We start from the raw sequence: 14,750 nt of genomic DNA on the forward strand, positions 1-14,750 counted from the left end.
GCCGCTTAACAGCGGACATTTCCCGAAGACAAAGGCGGCCGCTATCGCTTCTCCAGTGGATACCCCACCTACGTTTGCATCTCTATTTTTGTAAAACCCACTTTCTCAACAAGCTCAAAGCTCCCTCTCCAATCAAGAGGAAGCTTTCATACTGGTGCGGGAGCCGCTCTCCGAGCCGGGACCGCGCACCGGCGGGGTCTCACCCAAAGGAGGCTCTTCATCCGCGCGGCGGCTTAGCAGCCAGACTAGCCCGATTTGCAGCACGGCCGCTGCGGCCAGCACCCAGGGAAGTACCTCGCTGCCTGCGGCGCTTGTAAGCCAAACAAGTAGGCCGATCGACACGACACGCCCTCCGTTCAGGAACGTCTCGCGCATCACGACCGACTCGACGCGAAGCTGGCCCTTGAGCGGCAGCACACCGATGAGGCGGTAATAGTACGAAGTAATCGTATTGCCCTGCAGCGGCGCGCAGATGGAATAAATGATCATAAATGCGATTACGGTGCCCAGCGTCAGTTTCCACAAAATGAACGCCGTGCCGATTACGAATCCTATGGTAGAGATGAACATAAAGGCCTTCGCCTTGGATTCGGTGCCGTAACGGGAAATGAACATCCCCGTGCCGATGCCGAGACTGGCGTACAGTACCCCAAGGTAGCCGACCAGATCCTCCCGGCCGACGATCTGAAAAAGCAAAATATTCGGCAAAAACAGCATCAGTCCCTGAAACAGCCCCATAACCAAAAAGGCGATTAGCGAATAAGTCCAATCCCGGTTTTTGCGCATCAGTAAGCCGACATATTTCAGATAATACGCTTTATGGTGCGAAGCTTTCATCGGGATCTTGAAGCTGCCGAGCGCCGCCAGCAAAAACATGAGAAACGAGATACCGAAAACGATCGTGTAGCCCTGCAAGCTCTCGAATTGCCGAATGAGAAATCCGGCCAAGGCCGGTCCGATCAGCCCGCCGAGCGTAAACGTTATCATATTGATCGCGAGAAAACGGATGCGGTTCCGGTCCGTCGTAACGTCATACATCAAGGTCAAATAGCCAACCCAGTAAAACGAACTCGCGATGCCGTTCAGTACGGCAAAGAGCACATAATATTTAGCCACCAGTTCCCCCGAGAAGACAACGGACAAATAAAACAGCGCAATCATCGCAATGCCCAGCCGGTACGTGACCATGCGGTCCTTGCGCTTGATTATCCAGCCGCCGAGCGCGAATGCCAGCGGCGCCACCGCGTAGTTAATCGCATAGTATGCTCCGTTAATTGCAAGGCTGTGGGTCAGCCGCCACAAGTACAGCGTCAAAAAGACACCCGACATTGAAGCTCCGAACTGAAAGCAAAAATGAATAAAGAGCGAAGCGACGGCCTCGGCCGACAGCCTCTTTTCTTCCGGCACCGCCGTCCTCCGCGACTCCGCCCAATGCCTGACTGCTTCTCCGAGTCGTAACCCCATCCGAGCCTGGACCGCCTCTCCCGGCAAACAGGAGGCGCCCATGCCCTCCGTTCGCTCTACATCGATTTTACGATCATTGTATCAGCGGGGACTACCGTTTGTGAAACCGCAATCAAGCGCGATTGCAAGCGTATACGGTCATTTTTCGCCAGCAGCGGAAGGAGGCCCCGGTCAACCTCCCGTTATTAGCCTTTTCCCCGTCCCTTGTCGGTTGGATGCGCCGCTGTACCAGCCGCCGGTTTAATCCAGCCGAATTCCAAATCGCTCTGCCATGCCTTGCTTTCCTTCCTGCGTGATTCGCACGGCCCGGCTTTGCTCCTCCCGGCGAAACCAATCCATCGCAAACATCCGCTCGGTTAACCCGTATCCGAGTGCGCCGGCCAAATGATGCTCGCGCTCCGTCCAATCGAGGCAGCAGCGGGAGAAAGCCCGCCGCTTCTTGCGAAGCTGCGGCAAATCCAGGCCGAAATCCGCAAAAAACGTTTCGCCGGAAGCCGTAACGTGAAGCTCCAGATTGTCTTTCTGCAAATGCCCGGCCCTTTGCAGCGATTCCGTGATGCGGACCGCAGCTTCCCCTGCCAAATGGTCGTAGCACATCCGGGCGTGGCGCAGCTTTTTCATTTGGTCCGATTGCCGTAACGAAACGACAGGCGCCGGCCCGGTAAACGAAAGCAGCTGCTCGATCATTTCCGCATCGCTCGCCTGCGCGATCCGGTAGTACCGGTGCCGACCGTGCTTTTCTACCGTCACAATTCCGAGCTCCGCCATTTTGGCCAAATGGAAGCTGGCGGTTTGCGGCGTGATTCCCGCTGCGGCTGCCAAATCACCGGCCGGATGGCAGCGGCCGTCCAGCAGATGCAGCAGGATAGCCGCCCGGGACGGGTCGCTAATCAGCGAAGCGATAGATGATACATTCCGATTCAGGTTCATCGTAGTCCTCCTTTTCATTGCATTCCACATTTCGATGATAATGGAAATGTCCATGAATTACAATGAGTTAGGAGCAGTTATCCTGAATTTCCTAATCGGACTATGATAACCATCGGAGGTAATGAAGCATGAACACGAAAGTATCCCCTACGGAAGCAAGTCATCTGAACATTCAGCCAAAAATTTTATACTATGGCATGCCTGTCATCCTCGCCACGACGCTAAACGAAAACGGTACGACCAACATCAGTCCCCTTTCCTCGTCTTGGGCGCTCGGACGATATCTGGTGCTCGGCATGGGCTTCGGCGGCCAAGGCATCGATAACCTGCAGCGGACTCCGGAGCTGGTCGTCAACGTTCCCGACGCCGCGATGTGGCAGCAGGTCGAAATGCTAGGCTCGCTCACCGGAAAACATCCGGTGCCGGACTACAAAGTGCAGATGGGCTACCGCTACGAGCCGGATAAATTCACCGCCGCCGGACTTACGCCGGCTGCTTCGCTGTCCGTTAAACCGCAGCGAATCGCGGAATGCCCGCTGCAAATCGAATGCGCCGTCAAGAAGATTACGTTCCCGGACTATGCGCCGATGTTTGCCATCGTCGAAACCGAAGCGGTGCAAATCCACGCTCTCCCGGACATCGTGAAAAAGACGGGCAGTGATCATATCGATCCCTCCCGCTGGAACCCGCTGATCTACAACTTCCGCCATTACTTCGGGCTCGGTGATCGCCTGGGCCATAATTACCGCGCCGAAATATAGCGCCAGACCTTCCGCTAAAGCACAAAAAAATCAAGGCACCGCCCGCCAGGGCAGATGCCTTGATTTTTTAACCATCTTATTTCTTCAGGCTATCCCAAGTTTGCTGGAATTCCGTCAGCATTTGATCTTTCGTTTTTTGCTTCGCGACATACGCCTGCATCGTGGAAGCAAACTTCTTGCTGGATGCTTCGCCGCCCGGGAATTTGAACCAGTTCCAGCTCAGCGTTTTGTTTTCTTTGCTGTATTTCATCAGATCGGCAGCCAAAGGTCCGAGAATTTTCTCGTCGCCCTGAATGTTGGTGAACGCCGGGATGAACTTGAATTCTTCCACCATGTACTTTTTGCCCATATCCGAAGTCACGAGCCAGTTGAGGAACTTTTTCGCTTCTTCTTTGTTCGGGGAGTTTTTATTGATGACCCAGTTATTCGGCACGCCGACCGGCAGCTTGTCGTTCGCTGCAGGATCGTCGGAAATCGGCATCGGCAGGAAGCCGACCTTCAGGTTCGGGTTCGTTTGCGTCAGCTGCAATTGCGTCCAGTTGCCCTGCTGCGTCATCGCCGCTTTGCCGGTTGCGAACTCGGTCACCTGCGTTTTATAGTCGGTTTGCAGCGGGTTCTTGTTGCCGTATTGGAGCTGCAGATCGAACAGCTTCACCCAGTTGTCGAACTCGGCGTTGCCTGGAATTTTGGCCGTACCTTTGTTCAGGCCGTCGATGAACGCGTTCGGGTCTTTCTGATAAGCGAACGGCAGGTTCACGAAGTGGTTGCCGAGCACCCACCATTCGGCGTAGCCGTTCACGAACGGCGTAACGCCTTTGGCTTGCAGCTTCTTCGCCGCGTCTTCAAGCTGCGTCAACGTTTTCGGCAGCTCGGTGATGCCGGCTTGGGCGAACAAATCTTTGTTATACAGGAAGCCGTAGCCTTCCAGGTTAAGCGGCTGGCCGTACAGCTTGCCGTCTTTGGTCATCGGCTCTTTGGAGACCGGCACCAAATCTTTCACCCAAGGCTGGTCGGACAGGTCTTCCAAATGCTCGATCCACTTGTCCAAATCGGAGAAACCGCCGTTGTTGAAAATGTCCGGTTTGTCCCCGGAATTGAATTTCGCCATCAGCGCCGCGCCGTAGTCCGCACCGCCGCCGACCGTATCAATTTGGATTTTGACGCCCGGGTTTTGCTTCTCGTATTCGGCCGCCAGCTTGGCAAGCGGTTCCGCAATTTCGACCTTGAATTGGAACATTTTCAGCGTTACGGTTTTGCCTCCAGCCGCACCGCCTCCGGCGTTCGTTCCGCTTGGAGCTTCTTCTTTTTTCGCGCAGCCCGCGATGAGCGACATCAGCATAACCGCTGCCATTCCGGCGCTCGCAACTTTGTTCATTTTCATGATGTAACCTCCCTTATTTCATACTGCTGTTTGTCTGTTCGTTTCAATTGTATTGTATAAAATGCCCCACCTTTCGAACACGTACTATATTGAACGAAAAGGTGGAACATTTTGAACAACCGCTTACATTGACATTTTATGTCAGCCTTTAACCGATCCGGCCGTAATCCCTTCGATAATAAACCTCTGCATCGCCAAGAAGAAGGCAACGATTGGAATGACGCCGAGTACGAGCGCGGCAAGCGCCATATCCCACTGCTTCGTATATTGGCCGAAGAACGAATACGTGGCCAGCGGAATCGTCCGCAGATCCGGGCTGTTCAGCACGAGCAGCGGCAGCAGGAAGTCGTTCCAAATCCACAAACTGTTGAGCAGTATAATTGTGACGCTCATCGGCTTCAGCAGCGGAAAAATAATTTTCCAGAACACGCCGTAGGGCGTGCAGCCGTCCACGGTCGCGGATTCCTCGATTTCCCGGGGAATAGCCTTGACGAAGCCGTGATACAAGAATACGGTCATCGAAATCCCGAAGCCGAAGTAACAGAAAATCAGTCCGAGCTTGCTGTCCATCAAACCGACCTCGCTTGCCACTTTGACGAGCGGGATCATGATCGATTGGAACGGGATAACCATCGCCGCCACAAAGGCGAGGAACAGCAGATTATTGAACTTCGACGGGAACCGCACCAGCCGGTAAGCGGCCATGGAGCCGATCACCACAAGCCCAAGGTTGCTGAAAACGGTAATAATCAGCGAGTTCGTAAATACTTTCGGAAATTTCATGATGCCCCATACTTTGACGTAGTTGTCAAAGTTGATCGATTTCGGCAGATTCGCCGAATTGACCAGCAGGTCGCCGAACGATTTCATCGAGTTGACGATAACGAAATAGAACGGCACGAGGAAAAGCAGGGCAAGCACAATGGCCAACAGCTCCAGGGCGAAGGTGCGCAGATTATAGCTTTTGGACGCTTCCATTATACTTCAACCTCCTTTTTCTTCGTGAGGGACACTTGAACGAGCGTAATGAGCGCCACCACGATGAAGAAAATAAAGGCCTTCGCCGTTCCTAAGCCGTAGCGGTTGTTGCGGAACGCTTCTTCATAAATATTGAGCGCCACGGATTGCGTCGAGTTGAACGGTCCGCCCTGCGTCAGGGATACGTTCAGATCGTACATTTTGAACGCCCAGGAGATCGTCAGGAACAAGCAGACGGTAACCGAAGGCATGATCATCGGAATCGTAATGTGGCGCAGCGCCTGCCAACGGGTGGCCCCGTCGATGGTCGCCGCTTCCGTCAATTCCTTCGGCACGTTCGCCAAGCCGGCGATATAAATAACCATCAAATAACCGGCCGTTTGCCATACGCTGACAATAATGAGGCCCCAGAATGCCGTCGGGGAATCTCCGAGCCATGGGAGCTGGAAGAAGGCGATTTGGGTCAGCTCGCCGATCGTCGAGAAGCCTTTGATGAAAATAAACTGCCAGATGAACCCGAGCAGCAGCCCGCCGATGACGTTCGGCAGGAAGAAGACCGTCCGCAGCACGTTCCGCGTTTTGAGCGCCTGAGATAGCAGCAGCGCCAGCGAGAAGCCGAGCAGGTTCGCCAGAATGACGTTCGTCACAGTGAACCGCGTCGTAAACCAGAACGCTTTATGGAAATCTGTATCCGTCGTTAGGATTTGTTTAAAATTGTCGAGGCCGATCCATTTGACGTTCGACGTGACCCCGTTCCATTCCGTGAACGAATAATACATGCTCATGACAAACGGAACAAGGACAATGAGGCTGAAGAACAGAAAGGCCGGGCCGACAAAGACGATTTGCTGGAACATGCCGGATAGCCGCTGTTTCGCTTTCATGGATTTTCCCCCTTTATTTCTTACAATTCGCAGGCCAAGCTGAAAGTATACCCTCAGTATATAAGCCCCAAAAAGCAAAGAACACGCATTCTGGTGACGTATCAGGTGGAATTTATTGACCTCAACTGGTACAATAATGGCGCCGACATTTGCGTGGAGGGAATCGCGATGATCCGTAACAGCATCCGGAATAAACTGATTGTGTTTTTACTTGCGGCCACCATACTGCCGATTTCCACTTCCATCGTCATGACGTACTATTTTACGAAGCAAAATATAACCCGGGAAACGCTCCAGACGAATTCCAACTTGATCTATCAAGGCAAGACGAACATTATCAATTATTTGAACGGCATCAATCAGGCCTCGCTTTCGGTGTATAACGACATTGATTTTTATGAAGCGATCGAAGCCGGGGCCGCCGATTACACGAGCCGCAACGAGATCGTCCGGGGGCTGCAAAGCATCGCCAACGCCGTGAAGGATATTCAGCAAGTCTACTTGTATATCGCCGATACGGATAAATCGTACCTGTGGACGCAAGGGAACATCTTCCGCAACGAAACGAGCGGGCCGAAATTCATACCTCCTGTCAGCCGAATGGAGGATGTCACTTTGGAGCCGACGCACCCGAGCCATCTGTACGGAACGAGCGGCTTCGGCCCGGTGCCTCCGGCTCCCGCGATCAGCCTGCACCGGAAGGTCGTCAGTGCCGTGACCATGAAAAACTTCGGCATTTTATCGATTGATTTTAATCTAAACATGCTCTCTTCCATCTGCGAGCAGCTTTATAAAAAGGGAGAAGAGCAGCTGTATATCTTGGACAAGCAAGGCCGCGTTGTATACGGCCCTGGGCCGGTCGGAACCCGGATCGACGAGCCGTGGGTGACTCATCTGCTCAGCTTATCCGAACCGAGCGGAAGCTTCGAAACGGACAGCAGCGAATTCAAGGGCATTCAAATGTACGAGCGCATGACGACGCCTTATATGGAATGGACGCTCGTCAAGCGGATTCCGTACGACCGGCTGTACAGCAACGCCAGACAGCTGACCGAAATCAATACGCTCATTTTGATCGGATTCCTTGTGGTGGTCATTTCTGCGACGCTGTACATTTCGTTCCGCTTTACTGCGCCGATCAAAAAGCTGATCGGATATATCGGAAAAATTCAATCCGGCAACATGCAGGTCGATATTCACGTCAAAGGAAACGACGAGTTCGGCATTCTCGCGAATCGCTTCCGCATCATGATGCAGACGATCAACAACCTGATCACGCAGGAGTACAAGCTGGAGCTGGCCAACAAGACGAATCAGTTGAAGGCGCTGCAGGCGCAGATCAATCCGCACTTCTTGTATAACTCGCTGCAATCGATTGGAACGCTTGCCTTGCAGCACGATGCGCCGCGGATTTATTCGCTTCTGTCGTCGCTTGCCAAGATGATGCGCTATAGCATGAATACGAGCGTTGCCATCGTTCCGTTTGACAGCGAAGTAAAGCATGTCCGCTCCTATATGGAGCTGCAGATGCAGCGTTTTGAACATCAATTAACCGTGGAGTACGACATTGACGCAGACACCCTTCAGGTCCCTGTGCCCAAGATGATCCTGCAGCCGATTGTGGAAAACTACTTTAAACACGGCTTCGACTCGGGACAAAATGCGGGTAAATTGCTGATCGCAAGCAGCGTGGCGGAAGACGGACGCATGGAAGTGACGGTGGCGGACAACGGGAAAGGGATGGCGGAGGAAGAACTGCAGCGCCTGAAAGCGCGACTCGGTTCGCCGTCCGAGCATCTGCAGGAAGAAGACAGCATCGGTCTGATCAATGTGGTATCGCGTCTGCGGCTCTATTACAACCATGAAGCGGACATGAGGATCGAGCATCACAAGCCTTACGGCGTCAAGGTAACGATCCTTATGCCCATGCATATGAAGGAGAACGGGGAGCTATGAAAGCCATCATCGTCGATGATGAAAAGCACGTGCGGGAAGCGATCAAGCTGCTCGTCCGATGGAGCGACTTCGGCATCGATCAGGTGCTGGAAGCCCAGGACGGGCTGGACGCCGTCCGCCAAATCGAGGAGCATCGGCCGCAGCTTATCTTTACGGACATGATGATGCCCGTCAAGAGCGGCATGGAGCTGATGGAATGGCTGCAAAGCCAATACCCGTCCGGCAAAACGATCGTCATCAGCGGACACGACGAATTCGAGCTTGTCCGGCACGCGGTTCAATACGGCGGCGTCGACTACATCTTAAAGCCCATCGACCACGAGCAATTGGCTGCCGCGGTCGAGAAGGCGGTATCCGCCATCCGGCGCGAAGAATCGGAACGCCACCTGCAGCAGGCGCGAAATATCGAGATGAATCAGCTCAAGCCGGTCTATTGGGACAAAATATTGTCCAACCTGCTGACCGAGCCGAAGCTTTATTCCCAGCATGCCAAAGCCTTGGACGCAGAGTTCGGGCTCGGACCTTCGGTAAAAGAGTGCCGGATCGCCATCTTGAGCCTGGATACGATGAGCCTCAGCTTCAAGGATAGGTTTATGGCCGATTACGAGCTGCTCTTTTTCTCGCTCACGAACATCTGCAACGAGCTGCTGTCCGCGCGCGCGTCTGGAGGTCCCCGGCAAGGCATCGCCTACCGGTACTGGAACAGCGACAGCGAAGCGATCCTGCTACTCTACGGCGGACTGGACCAGACGCAAGCATTGCTCGAACGCATTCGGGAAGGCATCCGGGACACGGTCCGCAACTGCTTCGATACCGGCGTCAGCCGGGTGCATCCGTTCCCCGAAGGGCTGACGGCCGCTTATCTTGAAGCCAGGCAGGTGCTTCGCAGACGGAATCTGCTGATCCGGGAGAAGCGCACGCTGATCGCCGGACCCGCAGCGGCGACGGCAAGCAGCCGGCAGCTTTCTTTTACGGATTACGCCGAACCGATCCGGCTCTCGGTGCAGAGCGGCAGCGAGGAGCAGATCCGCCGCGCGGTCGCCGCGTGGTTCGCAGATGTGCGCAAGCTTGATTATATCGACATGGAGCAGTTGGAGCATTGGTGGCACGAGTACAATGTCGTGCGCAGCCGCTGGCTGGCCGAGCTATTCGAGGGCGACGGGGTTCGCGGCGAAGAGGAGCACAGCGCGCCGTTCGTCGTTCCGCTGGACGAGGAAGGCTTTCTGTCCCTCGACCGCTGGGAGCAGCAGCTCGTCCGCAGCTTATCCGAGCTCTCGCGGCTACTGCTTTCGCATCAGCGGCAGGACAGCAACGTTATTTTTGAAATTGCCAAATTTATTCAAAATCATTACCATCAGGACATTACATTGCAGGAAATCGCCAACCATTTTTACTTGAGCCGTGAATATATTTCCCGTAAGTTCAAGCAGGAATTTCATGTGAATTTATCCGATTACATCAGTGGCATCCGCATCGATAAGGCCAAGCTGCTGCTTTTGAACCCGAATCTTCGCATTACCCAGATCGCCGCCATGGTCGGCTACGACGACGAGAAATATTTCAGCAAAGTGTTCAAGAAAACGGTTGGCGTCTCTCCTAACGAGTACAGGAAGGTGAACCAACCATGAGTATGCAGATCGAGTCGGCGGGACAACCGTCCGCTCCGCGCAACGTCAAGCCGAGAAAACCGACGAAGAAAACGTATCTGATTCTGGCGCTGGTCTGGGCCGTGCTTGTCGGCTCGGGCGCGTGGGGCGCCAAGCTTTATATCGATCATTTGAAACGGCAGTTGAAAGAAGAGCTTGCCGTCCAAACGAATGAGCAGCTTACCGCCGTGCAGGAGCAGTACCAGAAGCAGATCGCCGAGCTCAAAGACAACATGACAGGCGAAATGGCCAAGCTGCAGACGAAGGTCGATGCGGTGAACGAGCTGCTTGCCTTTACCAAAGACAGCGCCAGCAGCAAGACGGACAACAGCAACCAGCTCTATACCCAGCTCGCCGAAGTGAAGAAGAAGCTCGAAGACCTGAAGAAGCAGCTGGATGCGCTGCAATAGATTGCACGGACGAAAGGACAGTGAACTCCGAAAGCCATGATTCCGATTCAACATATTAACCGGACGATGCTGCTGGTATGCGCGCCGTTTGTCGGATTGCTGCTGTATCTGCTTATCGCGGGCGTATCGGTCGAGCTGCCCCAATTCGCCGGAGCTCCCGACGCTTCATGGAAGGCCGGCAACGACTGGCAGAACGTCCTTGCCAAGCTGGACAAAACAAAGGCCGACGCGGCGCAGACCCGGTCGACGATCGAGAAGTACTACGAGCTGTACTCCAAAAGCTCGGTCGAAGCTGCCGCAATGACGCAAACTGCGGAATCGGCGGCTGCACGCCCGGCAGCCATCTTCGACTCGCGGATCGGCGCCAAGCTCGGCGGCAACGTCAACCGTGCCACGACAACCTCCAACGTTGATCTGAAATTATATACGTTTACGGAACCGAGGTATAAAGGCTACGCGCTGAAAGTGGATCTGAAAACGGACAAAGGCATGAAGATGGTGCTGGGTAAAGACAAAGTCGGGGGCAGCGAAACGACGCTGGAAGCGGTACGCCGCTATGGCGCTGTCGCCGGGATCAACGCAGGAGGCTTCGCCGACGACGACAAAACCGGCAAGCGGTTCCCGCTGAGCACGACGGTGCTCGGAGGCAAGTACGTCTACGGCTTCGAGCCGACATTCGAGGATTTGGCGTTCATCGGGATCAACACCGACCGGAAGCTGATCGGCGGCAAATTTTCGCGCCAGGAAGATTTGGATAAGCTGAAGCCGTCCTTCGGGGCGACGTTCGTACCGATCCTGCTCCAGGACGGGAAGAAGCAGAACATTCCGAATCAGTGGCTGACCTCCCCGGCCCGCGCGCCGCGAACGGTGGTCGGCAGCTTTAAGAACGATCAACTGCTCTTTATGGTGACGGACGGCAACGACGAAAACGGACATTCCGGCGCCACGCTGCCCGAGCTTCAGGACAAGCTGGTCACGCTCGGCGTCAAAGACGCCTATAATCTGGACGGGGGCGGATCGTCAAGCTTGATCTATGACGGACAAGTGATCAACCGGCCGTCCGATTCCGGAGGGCGCCTGCGGCCGCTGGCGACGCACTTCTTGTTTTTCAAGTAAAATTCACATATTTAGCGTTTTCTTTTACCAATGGGTTGGTTATAATATAGGCGGGAGGTGCTGAGTAAATGTCAGTCACATTTTGGATCGTAATCATGGTTTTTCTTCTGTTCATTGTCTCGATGCTTACAGCCGCTTACAATGATGACAAAACCAAGGGACTTTAATCATACGCTTCCCTTCGCCTGCGGGTTGAGAGACGCGGCTTCCGGATCAATCAAGGTTACGTTACAACACCTGATTGCATTTGCGGCCGGCATCTTTCAACCCGTTTTCATGCTCCGCAGATACAATTTGTATCTCTCATTATAAAAAAATAGAATCACTGGCTAACGTGTGTCTTCATTCTCCGCATCGGGCTGCGAAGTCTGGTCAAGGGGAATCGGACTGCTGCTGAACTTTTGCCAATCGAGCGGATTGAGTCCAAGCTGCCTCATTACTTCACGGATCTCCAAATGTATAACGGTTTCATCTCCAGTAGTCATTGCGATTCGCTCCATCCTGACAAGTCCACCTTCTATATGGTTTTAGTATGATTTTATATGAGCTTGACCGAAGAGTGTAACAATCCCTTACAGGCATTCTAGCACAGCGAGCGTTACAGAATGGTTACAAAACCAAAAGAATTCATAAATTTTCCTCTAGCTTTATTAAATTTTGGCTAAACATTTGATATAATATCCAAAGACCTAGTCCTATTAGACTAATTTAAATGAAAATTTGAATCCCATAGGGGGACTTTGGACTTATGTCGTTTTTCATTTCCGCCGATTCTCTGATGTATTACGAACATTACGAGTGCCCCGCAAAGGGAGCGAAAACTTTGGTGATGATCCACGGCGCCGGATTGAACTCCACCTTCTGGCAGTCCATTGTCCCGCTTCTCGAGTGGCGTTATTCAATCCTCTTGTACGATTTAAGCGGCCACGGACAAAGCAGTGAAGGACACACGGACATTTCTTGGGAGCTGCTGACCGGAGAACTCCATGCTCTGCTGCGCTCGCTGAGATTGGACCGCGTCACCCTGCTGGGTCACGACTTCGGGGCACACCTCGCCGTCCAGTTCGCATTGACGTACGGCTCGATGGTTGAAAGCCTCATCCTGATCTCGCCATTCGCCCACCTGCCGCTTACCTCGCTTCATAAAGAATACAAGCTGCGCGCCTCCCTCGCCAAAAAAACAGCCCGACAAACGCTCGGGGAAGCGATGGCGAAGCGCATGTCCGTCAAGCACAAGGATGCGGTCTTGACGCAGCGAATCGTGCAAGCCTTTGAACGGGCCCATTCCCCCACCTATGTTCAAATGGTGGAATTGGCGGCCAAACCCGTATTTCTGAAAGATTATCTCGTCCTCCAAAAGCCTGTACTGCTGCTCTCCGGCGAGCAGGACCCCGTCTTCACGCCGGCGCTGGCCGGTCTGACGCATGCTCAGCTGGAGACGACGGGCTTCTTGGTCGTCCCCGACGCCTCGAGCCTGGTGTTCGTCGATCAGCCGATTTATGCGGCCGACTGGATCGATGCCTTTAGCCGCAAGCCGCTTTCCGGACAACGGAATAACGCCATCAACCGCGAGCTGCGGCAGCACGTCCAGCAATTGACAAAACAGGGCTACGAGCATTGGAGCGGCAACCGGATTCGCATCCGCTGCTTAGGCAAGTTCGAGGTCTGTCTGAACGACCGGATCGTGCCGGGCGGATGGAATACCCGGTACGCCAAAAGCTTGATGATCTATCTGGCTTTTCACCCGACCGCTACGCGGGAGCAGCTGTGCGAAGCTCTCTTCCCGGAAGTCGAGCACCCGAATGCGATGCGGAATTTACGCGTGTACTTGAGCCACTTCTCCAAACTGCTGGAGACGAATGATACGGACAAGCCGTGCCTGACGATCGGAAGAGATGTCGTCAAGCTTCATTATCTTGTCGATTGCGATGTAATGGAATTTTTGAACGATCTGCAACAGGTCTCTGCAGAACAGGATAGCGAGGTGAAGTACGGGCTGTGCGAAGATTTGCTTAGCCGGCTCAGCGGCAAGTTCATGCCGGGATGCTACGATCCTTTTTCCCTATCGTTGAAAGAAAAAATCGAGCAGCTATGGGAGGGCATCACCTTGTGGGCGGCCGATTACTGCATGCTGACCGAAAGAGGCGGCCAAGCCGTTCCTTTTCTGCTCAGCGGATTGCAGCACGGCTTGGCGGACGAAACCTTATACTATGACCGGTTGATCGCCATTTATCAGAAAAGCGGCAACGCCAAAGAGCTGCGCAAATGGGTCCGAAAAAAACGAAACAGCTCCCCGCCTTCGTGTGAGGAGCAGTTGTAATCGGGAGCGCTGAATCTGATCCGGTAAGCTACTTGCTCCCCGCTTTTACGGTGAACGTGCATTTAGACCCTTTTGGCTCCAACATGATGTCATACGTACCCGGCTGCGGATTATTGAGCAGGAACATGTTGCGCCCCTCATTTAATTCCGCGCTAAAGTTGAGATCCTTTGAAACCAGTTTTAACCCGGTCCCGGCGTTCGGCTTCACATTAAAAACCGCTTTGATCATGGAACCGGCCTTTATTTCGGTATTTCCGGGAATAAAACCGGCTGCGGTAATGTCGATCGTCGCCAGCTGCAGATCGTTTTCTTCGTCGGCTGCTGCCTGCTGAGATTGCGGCTGGCCAATTGAGCTTGCGACGATTTGATTTTTTTGCGTAAAAATGCCCCCTGCCAAAACCAATATGGCTGCCATGAGCATGAAAGTGCCGGTATAGCCCGCTTTTTTTACCGATTGTTTCGTTTTTGCCGCCTTACGGGTGAACTGACCGTCTAACCATTTTTGAATCAAAAAGACGAGTACAACGAATGCAATATCGGCAGCCATGACAACGATGCCCGATTTGAAAAACAGGCTGCCGGCCACCGTTCCGAGCATCGCCCCAAGCAAGCCACTCAATGCTCCGTTTGCTACGGTTTGCAAGCCGAACCCCCTGCCGCCGGCCATCCCCACGATAATCGCGAACAGCATGGCCGGGATCATATTTACAAGTAAATCAAATTCGAACGTTTGCGCCGCGGCCACGCCGAATGCGGACCCGGATACAGCCGCCAGCACGGGAACCAAGATCGTTCCGGCCGATTTTGGCAGCATCCCCTTATAAATATAAATATAAAAAATTGGATAGCTTGTAATCAGGATTACGAGAATGAAGCTTCCAATGTTCAGCAGCATAAAAGAACC

At 53.6% G+C, this 14,750-nt stretch carries 13 protein-coding genes; 6 read left to right on the top strand and 7 right to left on the bottom strand.

Features of this window, described 5'->3' with window-relative positions:
* Positions 1-132 precede the first annotated feature (132 nt).
* Together ET33_RS22365 and ET33_RS22370 are read right to left on the bottom strand one after the other, a co-directional pair.
* On the bottom strand, positions 133-1,464 hold the full coding sequence (locus ET33_RS22365; RefSeq protein ID WP_081890439.1) for an MFS transporter: 1,332 nt from the start codon (positions 1,462-1,464) through the stop codon (positions 133-135).
* Between the two features lie 240 nt (positions 1,465-1,704).
* Positions 1,705-2,394, bottom strand: a complete 690-nt coding sequence (locus ET33_RS22370) for an ArsR/SmtB family transcription factor (protein WP_036686970.1) — start codon at positions 2,392-2,394, stop codon at positions 1,705-1,707.
* A gap of 128 nt (positions 2,395-2,522) precedes the next feature.
* On the opposite strand from ET33_RS22370, the gene ET33_RS22375 reads away from it, so the two are divergent.
* Positions 2,523-3,155: a flavin reductase family protein gene (locus ET33_RS22375; RefSeq protein WP_036686973.1), complete on the top strand. Its 633-nt coding sequence runs from the start codon at positions 2,523-2,525 to the stop codon at positions 3,153-3,155.
* A 76-nt stretch (positions 3,156-3,231) separates the two neighbouring features.
* Here ET33_RS22375 and ET33_RS22380 read toward each other — a convergent pair whose 3' ends face one another.
* The 3 genes from ET33_RS22380 to ET33_RS22390 form a co-directional block, all read right to left on the bottom strand.
* A complete protein-coding gene (locus tag ET33_RS22380) occupies positions 3,232-4,530 on the bottom strand; it encodes an ABC transporter substrate-binding protein (RefSeq protein ID WP_088831183.1) in 1,299 nt (432 codons plus the stop codon).
* A gap of 147 nt (positions 4,531-4,677) precedes the next feature.
* The gene (locus tag ET33_RS22385; protein WP_010496311.1) at positions 4,678-5,514 is read right to left on the bottom strand and encodes a carbohydrate ABC transporter permease; all 837 of its coding nucleotides are present in this window, start codon (positions 5,512-5,514) and stop codon (positions 4,678-4,680) included.
* Positions 5,514-6,398, bottom strand: coding sequence for a carbohydrate ABC transporter permease (locus ET33_RS22390; RefSeq protein WP_036686979.1), 885 nt, complete (start codon positions 6,396-6,398; stop codon positions 5,514-5,516). Before ET33_RS22390 ends, ET33_RS22385 begins: the two co-directional genes overlap by 1 nt.
* Before the next feature lie 105 nt (positions 6,399-6,503).
* On the opposite strand from ET33_RS22390, the gene ET33_RS22395 reads away from it, so the two are divergent.
* The 4 genes from ET33_RS22395 to ET33_RS22410 are packed head-to-tail and all read left to right on the top strand — an operon-like array spanning position 6,504 to position 11,526.
* A complete protein-coding gene (locus tag ET33_RS22395) occupies positions 6,504-8,354 on the top strand; it encodes a cache domain-containing sensor histidine kinase (protein ID WP_235206790.1) in 1,851 nt (616 codons plus the stop codon).
* Positions 8,351-9,982, top strand: coding sequence for a response regulator (locus ET33_RS22400; RefSeq protein WP_036686984.1), 1,632 nt, complete (start codon positions 8,351-8,353; stop codon positions 9,980-9,982). The genes ET33_RS22395 and ET33_RS22400 overlap by 4 nt, the downstream gene beginning before the upstream one ends.
* Complete coding sequence (locus ET33_RS22405) at positions 9,979-10,410, top strand: hypothetical protein (protein ID WP_036686987.1); 432 nt, start codon at positions 9,979-9,981, stop codon at positions 10,408-10,410. The genes ET33_RS22400 and ET33_RS22405 overlap by 4 nt, the downstream gene beginning before the upstream one ends.
* A 36-nt stretch (positions 10,411-10,446) precedes the next feature.
* A complete protein-coding gene (locus ET33_RS22410) occupies positions 10,447-11,526 on the top strand; it encodes a phosphodiester glycosidase family protein (RefSeq protein ID WP_036686990.1) in 1,080 nt (359 codons plus the stop codon).
* A gap of 329 nt (positions 11,527-11,855) precedes the next feature.
* Here the strand turns inward: ET33_RS22410 and ET33_RS38985 are convergent, their stop codons facing one another.
* Positions 11,856-12,011 carry a hypothetical protein gene (locus ET33_RS38985; RefSeq protein ID WP_161783561.1) on the bottom strand — a complete coding sequence of 52 codons (156 nt, stop codon included), beginning with the start codon at positions 12,009-12,011 and terminating at the stop codon, positions 11,856-11,858.
* Between the two features lie 263 nt (positions 12,012-12,274).
* Here ET33_RS38985 and ET33_RS22415 point away from each other — a divergent pair, with 263 nt between their 5' ends.
* The gene (locus tag ET33_RS22415; RefSeq protein WP_036686993.1) at positions 12,275-13,846 is read left to right on the top strand and encodes an alpha/beta hydrolase; all 1,572 of its coding nucleotides are present in this window, start codon (positions 12,275-12,277) and stop codon (positions 13,844-13,846) included.
* 28 nt (positions 13,847-13,874) lie between these two features.
* Here ET33_RS22415 and ET33_RS22420 read toward each other — a convergent pair whose 3' ends face one another.
* Positions 13,875-14,591: a cupredoxin domain-containing protein gene (locus ET33_RS22420; RefSeq protein ID WP_152570684.1), complete on the bottom strand. Its 717-nt coding sequence runs from the start codon at positions 14,589-14,591 to the stop codon at positions 13,875-13,877.
* Positions 14,592-14,750 lie beyond the last annotated feature (159 nt).

Source organism: Paenibacillus tyrphae (genome assembly GCF_000722545.1).
Classification (GTDB): domain Bacteria; phylum Bacillota; class Bacilli; order Paenibacillales; family NBRC-103111; genus Paenibacillus_G; species Paenibacillus_G tyrfis.

What these genes read in the sequence shown, in the direction of transcription:
- ET33_RS22365 (WP_081890439.1), bottom strand. Translation starts at nt 1,464, where the DNA reads ATGGGGTTACGACTCGGAGAAGCAGTCAGGCATTGGGCGGAGTCGCGG.
- ET33_RS22370 (WP_036686970.1), bottom strand. Translation starts at nt 2,394, where the DNA reads ATGAACCTGAATCGGAATGTATCATCTATCGCTTCGCTGATTAGCGAC.
- ET33_RS22375 (WP_036686973.1), top strand. Translation starts at nt 2,523, where the DNA reads ATGAACACGAAAGTATCCCCTACGGAAGCAAGTCATCTGAACATTCAG.
- ET33_RS22380 (WP_088831183.1), bottom strand. Translation starts at nt 4,530, where the DNA reads ATGAACAAAGTTGCGAGCGCCGGAATGGCAGCGGTTATGCTGATGTCG.
- ET33_RS22385 (WP_010496311.1), bottom strand. Translation starts at nt 5,514, where the DNA reads ATGGAAGCGTCCAAAAGCTATAATCTGCGCACCTTCGCCCTGGAGCTG.
- ET33_RS22390 (WP_036686979.1), bottom strand. Translation starts at nt 6,398, where the DNA reads ATGAAAGCGAAACAGCGGCTATCCGGCATGTTCCAGCAAATCGTCTTT.
- ET33_RS22400 (WP_036686984.1), top strand. Translation starts at nt 8,351, where the DNA reads ATGAAAGCCATCATCGTCGATGATGAAAAGCACGTGCGGGAAGCGATC.
- ET33_RS22405 (WP_036686987.1), top strand. Translation starts at nt 9,979, where the DNA reads ATGAGTATGCAGATCGAGTCGGCGGGACAACCGTCCGCTCCGCGCAAC.
- ET33_RS22410 (WP_036686990.1), top strand. Translation starts at nt 10,447, where the DNA reads ATGATTCCGATTCAACATATTAACCGGACGATGCTGCTGGTATGCGCG.
- ET33_RS38985 (WP_161783561.1), bottom strand. Translation starts at nt 12,011, where the DNA reads ATGACTACTGGAGATGAAACCGTTATACATTTGGAGATCCGTGAAGTA.
- ET33_RS22415 (WP_036686993.1), top strand. Translation starts at nt 12,275, where the DNA reads ATGTCGTTTTTCATTTCCGCCGATTCTCTGATGTATTACGAACATTAC.